We start from the raw sequence: 4408 nt of genomic DNA, 5'->3' as shown, positions 1-4408 counted from the left end.
ACGGAGGCTGTGTGAAGCAACGTCGCCCGATATTCTCCATTCCGCTGGTCAGGGAGCTGACAGCCGTTCTGATCATTAAGCTGGTATTGGTATTTCTTATTGCTCATTTCTTTTTTTCTGACCCTGTCATTGTCGGTGACGAAGGACAAGGCCTGCGGGAGCACTTTGGCCTGGATAAACCATCGGTATCTGACACTCAAGGAGATCCATCATGATCAGTGAAAGCGTGGTCGACCTATCGCGGTTACAGTTTGCGATTACGGCCTTTTACCATTTCCTCTTCGTCCCACTCACTCTCGGGCTGTCTTTTATCCTGGCCATTATGGAGTCTGCTTACGTTATGACGGGTAAGCAGGTTTACCAGGATATGGTGAAGTTCTGGGGTAAGTTGTTCGGTATTAACTTCGCTCTGGGCGTGACCACCGGCCTCACCATGGAGTTTCAGTTCGGTACCAACTGGGCTTACTACTCACATTACGTGGGTGACATTTTCGGAGCGCCGCTGGCCATTGAAGGCTTGATGGCATTCTTTCTTGAGTCGACATTTATTGGTCTGTTCTTTTTTGGCTGGGATCGTCTGACGAAAGTGCAGCATCTGATAGTGACCTGGCTCGTTGCGATCGGTTCGAATATGTCTGCACTCTGGATTCTGATTGCCAATGGTTGGATGCAGAACCCTGTTGGCGCCGAATTCAACTTCGATACCATGCGTATGGAGATGATGAGCTTTTCCGAGGTGATTTTTAATCCGGTCGCTCAGGTGAAGTTTGTACACACAGTGTCTGCCGGATACGTGACGGGCGCCATGTTTGTGTTGGCAATCTCGGCGTACTACATGCTGAAAAAACGTGATCTGCCTTTTGCCCGTCGCTCATTTGCGATTGCTTCAAGTTTCGGTCTGGCGTCCATTCTTTCTGTCATCGTACTGGGTGACGAATCAGGTTATGAGATCGGCGAAGTTCAGAAAGTGAAGCTGGCGGCCATTGAGGCGGAATGGGAAACCCACGAACCCCCGGCGGCATTTACCCTGTTTGGAATTCCCGATCAGGAAAATATGGAAACCGACTACGCGATTAAAATTCCGTACGCACTTGGGCTGATTGCTACCCGCTCCGTCACCGAGGAAGTAAAAGGCATTAAAGATCTCATCGCTGAACACGAAGTGCGTATTCGTAACGGTATGGTGGCGTATGATCTGCTAACCCAGATTAAAGCAGGCGACCGTTCAGAGGCTACGATTGCTGAGTTCCGGTCCCGGGTGGATGATCTGGGGTACGGGCTGCTCCTGAAAAAATACGTAGAAAATCCGGTCAATGCGACGGAAGAGCAGATCAAACTGGCGGCTCAGAATTCGATTCCAAGGGTGGCGCCAATGTTCTGGACCTTCCGGATTATGGTCGGCCTGGGCTTTATTATGCTGGTGCTGATCGGCCTTTCGTTCTACTACAGCGCGAAGGGGACGGCTGAGCGACAGAAGTACCTCCTGCGCGCATTAATTATTGCTCTGCCTGCGCCCTGGATTGCCTGTGAAATGGGATGGTTTGTGGCCGAGTTCGGTCGTCAGCCGTGGTCGATTGGTGGCATTTTGCCGACGCATCTCTCTGTATCGACCCGTTCGGTTGAAGACATCTATATGAGTCTTGCTGGCTTTATCGGTTTTTATACGCTGCTTCTGGTCGCAGAAATGTATCTGATGATCCGGTTTGCGCGTCTGGGCCCATCCAGCCTGCATACAGGGCGTTATCACTGGGAGCAGGACAGCAACACTGATTCTGTTTCGACCTCATCGGCTCAGGCGTAAGGAGATCACCATGGAATACGAACTGCTTAAAATTATCTGGTGGGTACTTATTGGTGTTCTGCTGATTGGTTTTGCTGTGACGGATGGTTTTGATATGGGCGTTGGCGCTCTGTTGAAAGTCATTGGTAAAACCGACAGCGAGCGCCGGGTAATGATGAACACGGTTGGCCCGCACTGGGATGGTAATCAGGTCTGGTTTATCACAGCAGGCGGTGCAATTTTTGCCGCGTGGCCTGTGGTTTACGCGGTCGCGTTTTCAGGTTTTTACTGGGCATTGTTGCTGGTTTTATTTGCCATGTTTTTCCGCCCCGTCGGATTTGAATATCGTTCGAAAGTACAGGACCCGCGCTGGCGCAATGCCTGGGACTGGGGGCTTACTGTCGGGGGCGCAGTACCGGCATTAGTGTTTGGTGTTGCCTTCGGTAACTTGTTGTTGGGCGTTCCTTTTACGTTAGATGAATTTATGCGGTCGACCTACACCGGTTCGTTCTGGGCGCTGCTCAATCCATTTGCGTTGTTGTGCGGTGTGGTCAGTCTGCTGATGCTGGCGATGCATGGCGGGACGTACCTGCAAATGCGCACAGCTGGGCCGGTACACGAACGTGCCCGCCGCATTTCAGTTCTGTTGGCCGTGGTGGTTGCTGTGGCCTTTGCTATTGGAGGGTTCTGGGTCAGCCAACTGGATGGGTACGTGATTAAAGCGGCGTCGAATCTCGGAGGCGTGACCACACCGTTGCAAAAAAGCGTTGAGCTTCAGGCCGCTGGCTGGCTGGATAATTATGGTCGATACCCGTGGATGCTGGTTGCACCCGTGGTGGCGTTCATCGGTCTGGCGCTTACCGCGTTGCTGAGCATGGCGAATCGCGGTGCACTGGCGTTTATCAGTAGCTCGTTTGCGGTTACCGGGATCATCTGCACGGCCGGCTTCAGTCTGTTTCCATTCCTGATGCCCTCAAGCACAGACCCATCCCATTCACTGACAATGTGGGACGTGACCTCCAGTCAGCTGACTCTGCACATTATGTTTTGGGTAGCGATGATCTTCGTGCCGATTATTCTCAGCTACACCGCCTGGGGCTATTACAAAATGTGGGGTCGCCTGACCACTGACTTTATTGAAGATAACCAATATTCAACCTACTGAGGAGCCTTGAAAATGTGGTATTTCGCATGGATTCTGGGCGTACTGCTCGCCTGTTCATTCGGCCTGATTAATGCCCTGTGGCTGGAAGTTAACGAAAACCTGGATCGCGAGCCTGATCCAGATGATGCGCCATGACGGCTCCGGTCGACTATCGTCGCTATGGCCCGCTGTATGCGGGCTGGGCGAGAGCTCTGTCGTTTCTTTTGGCGGTCGGACTGTCGGTTGCGTTACTGGCGATGCCTCAGCTAGTGGCAACCGATACGCGTGAGCTGGAGCATGGGCCTCTTTCACTCGGCCTTCTGGGGATCAGTGCAGGCTTTATTCATGGTGTGGGCTACGTACCTTTGATGGCTGTCTGGCGCTGGCTTTTCAGTCCTTATGTGGCATGGCCTCTGATGCTTTGGTGTGCCTGGTGGTGGTCTGAGGTCATCTGGGCCTGGTGATTCCGGCAAATGGTGATTCAACAGGAGAGGCTTGTTTTTGAGTATTCCTGTGTGGTTATATTGAAGAAGGCAAAGCTCGTTAACTGGAGTGGTATTTATGAGTGTAATGACCCGCGATGATCTGCTTGCAGAAGCACGTGCATACGTAAACCCCGTCGAAGCCGATGCTGCACAGGCGATGTTAGACGCTGGCACTAAAGTGCTTGATGTTCGTGAACCCGCTGAATACATGATGGGACACCTGCCGGGGGCAGAGAATGTTCCCCGTGGTGTGCTCGAATTCAAAGTGGCCGATCATCCTTTGTTGGCTGATAAAGACGCTGAAATACTCCTCTATTGCAAAAATGGGGGGCGCAGTACCCTGGCGGCCCACACGCTGAAACGCATGGGGTTTTCTAACGTGAAAATGCTGGTAGGTGGTTACGATGGCTGGGAAGGCCATACGGTAGAAACTGATCCTAGTGTTTATAAGTAAATAAAGCAGTCAGCAAAAATAGTATTTTCTCTTTCTGAATCAGTGGGTGTCATTATGGCTAGCAGATCGAAAAGCGCATTTAAAAAAGCATCGAAAAATGAAATTCTACGACCTTTGCTGCTGTCGGCTATCGGCCTGTTAAGCAGTGTCAGTGTGCAGTCTGATGGTCCCGCTGGTGATGTCTCAGAAGATTATATGGTGGTCGAAGCGCGGGCTCAGACAAAAGCCTTTGCACAGGGCCTGAAAGAAACCCTGATGCAAGGCATGAAGTCCGAAGGACCTCTGGCGGCAATCCAGCTCTGCAATACCGAGGCACCAGATATTGCTGCAGCACACAGCAAAGATGGTTGGGAGGTTGGCCGGACATCGGAGAAACTCCGTAACCCGAATAACGCGCCGGATGCATGGGAGTCCGCCGTGCTTAACTCCTTCGCGCAACGTGCAGCCGCCGGTGAACCGCTGGCGACCATGGAGGCCTCTTCGCGTGAGGGCGGTACCTTTCGTTATATGAAGGCCATTCCTGTCGGAGGGCCCTGCGTGGTCTG

Annotated in this window: 7 protein-coding genes; all 7 read left to right on the top strand. The window is 52.2% G+C overall.

The genetic code is table 11. The annotated features are described in order from the left end of the window. On the top strand, window positions 1-215 hold a 215-nt coding region (cydP, locus tag AC4FIA_RS17435; protein ID WP_490366887.1), incomplete at its 5' end, for a cytochrome oxidase putative small subunit CydP. Continuing rightward, window positions 212-1801, top strand: a complete 1590-nt coding sequence (locus tag AC4FIA_RS17430; protein ID WP_301376598.1) for a cytochrome ubiquinol oxidase subunit I — start codon at window positions 212-214, stop codon at window positions 1799-1801. The genes cydP and AC4FIA_RS17430, both read left to right, overlap by 4 nt. A 10-nt stretch (window positions 1802-1811) precedes the next feature. Beyond that, window positions 1812-2945: a cytochrome d ubiquinol oxidase subunit II gene (cydB, locus tag AC4FIA_RS17425; RefSeq protein WP_301376599.1), complete on the top strand. Its 1134-nt coding sequence runs from the start codon at window positions 1812-1814 to the stop codon at window positions 2943-2945. A 12-nt stretch (window positions 2946-2957) separates the two neighbouring features. Then, window positions 2958-3080, top strand: coding sequence for a cytochrome bd-I oxidase subunit CydX (cydX, locus tag AC4FIA_RS17420; protein WP_068441844.1), 123 nt, complete (start codon window positions 2958-2960; stop codon window positions 3078-3080). Then, window positions 3077-3388 (top strand): cyd operon YbgE family protein, encoded by a 312-nt coding sequence (locus AC4FIA_RS17415; RefSeq protein ID WP_068441841.1) that lies wholly within the window; start codon window positions 3077-3079, stop codon window positions 3386-3388. The genes cydX and AC4FIA_RS17415 overlap by 4 nt, the downstream gene beginning before the upstream one ends. A gap of 97 nt (window positions 3389-3485) precedes the next feature. After that, window positions 3486-3863 carry a rhodanese-like domain-containing protein gene (locus AC4FIA_RS17410; RefSeq protein WP_301387172.1) on the top strand — a complete coding sequence of 126 codons (378 nt, stop codon included), beginning with the start codon at window positions 3486-3488 and terminating at the stop codon, window positions 3861-3863. 54 nt (window positions 3864-3917) lie between these two features. After that, a partial coding sequence (locus AC4FIA_RS17405; protein WP_490366886.1) for a c-type heme family protein occupies window positions 3918-4408 on the top strand: 491 nt, incomplete at its 3' end.

This window comes from Thalassococcus sp. (assembly GCF_982780845.1).
This window is presented reverse-complemented; position numbering and strand designations above follow the sequence as displayed.

What these genes read in the sequence shown, in the direction of transcription:
- AC4FIA_RS17430 (WP_301376598.1), top strand. Translation starts at nt 212, where the DNA reads ATGATCAGTGAAAGCGTGGTCGACCTATCGCGGTTACAGTTTGCGATT.
- cydB (WP_301376599.1), top strand. Translation starts at nt 1,812, where the DNA reads ATGGAATACGAACTGCTTAAAATTATCTGGTGGGTACTTATTGGTGTT.
- cydX (WP_068441844.1), top strand. Translation starts at nt 2,958, where the DNA reads ATGTGGTATTTCGCATGGATTCTGGGCGTACTGCTCGCCTGTTCATTC.
- AC4FIA_RS17415 (WP_068441841.1), top strand. Translation starts at nt 3,077, where the DNA reads ATGACGGCTCCGGTCGACTATCGTCGCTATGGCCCGCTGTATGCGGGC.
- AC4FIA_RS17410 (WP_301387172.1), top strand. Translation starts at nt 3,486, where the DNA reads ATGAGTGTAATGACCCGCGATGATCTGCTTGCAGAAGCACGTGCATAC.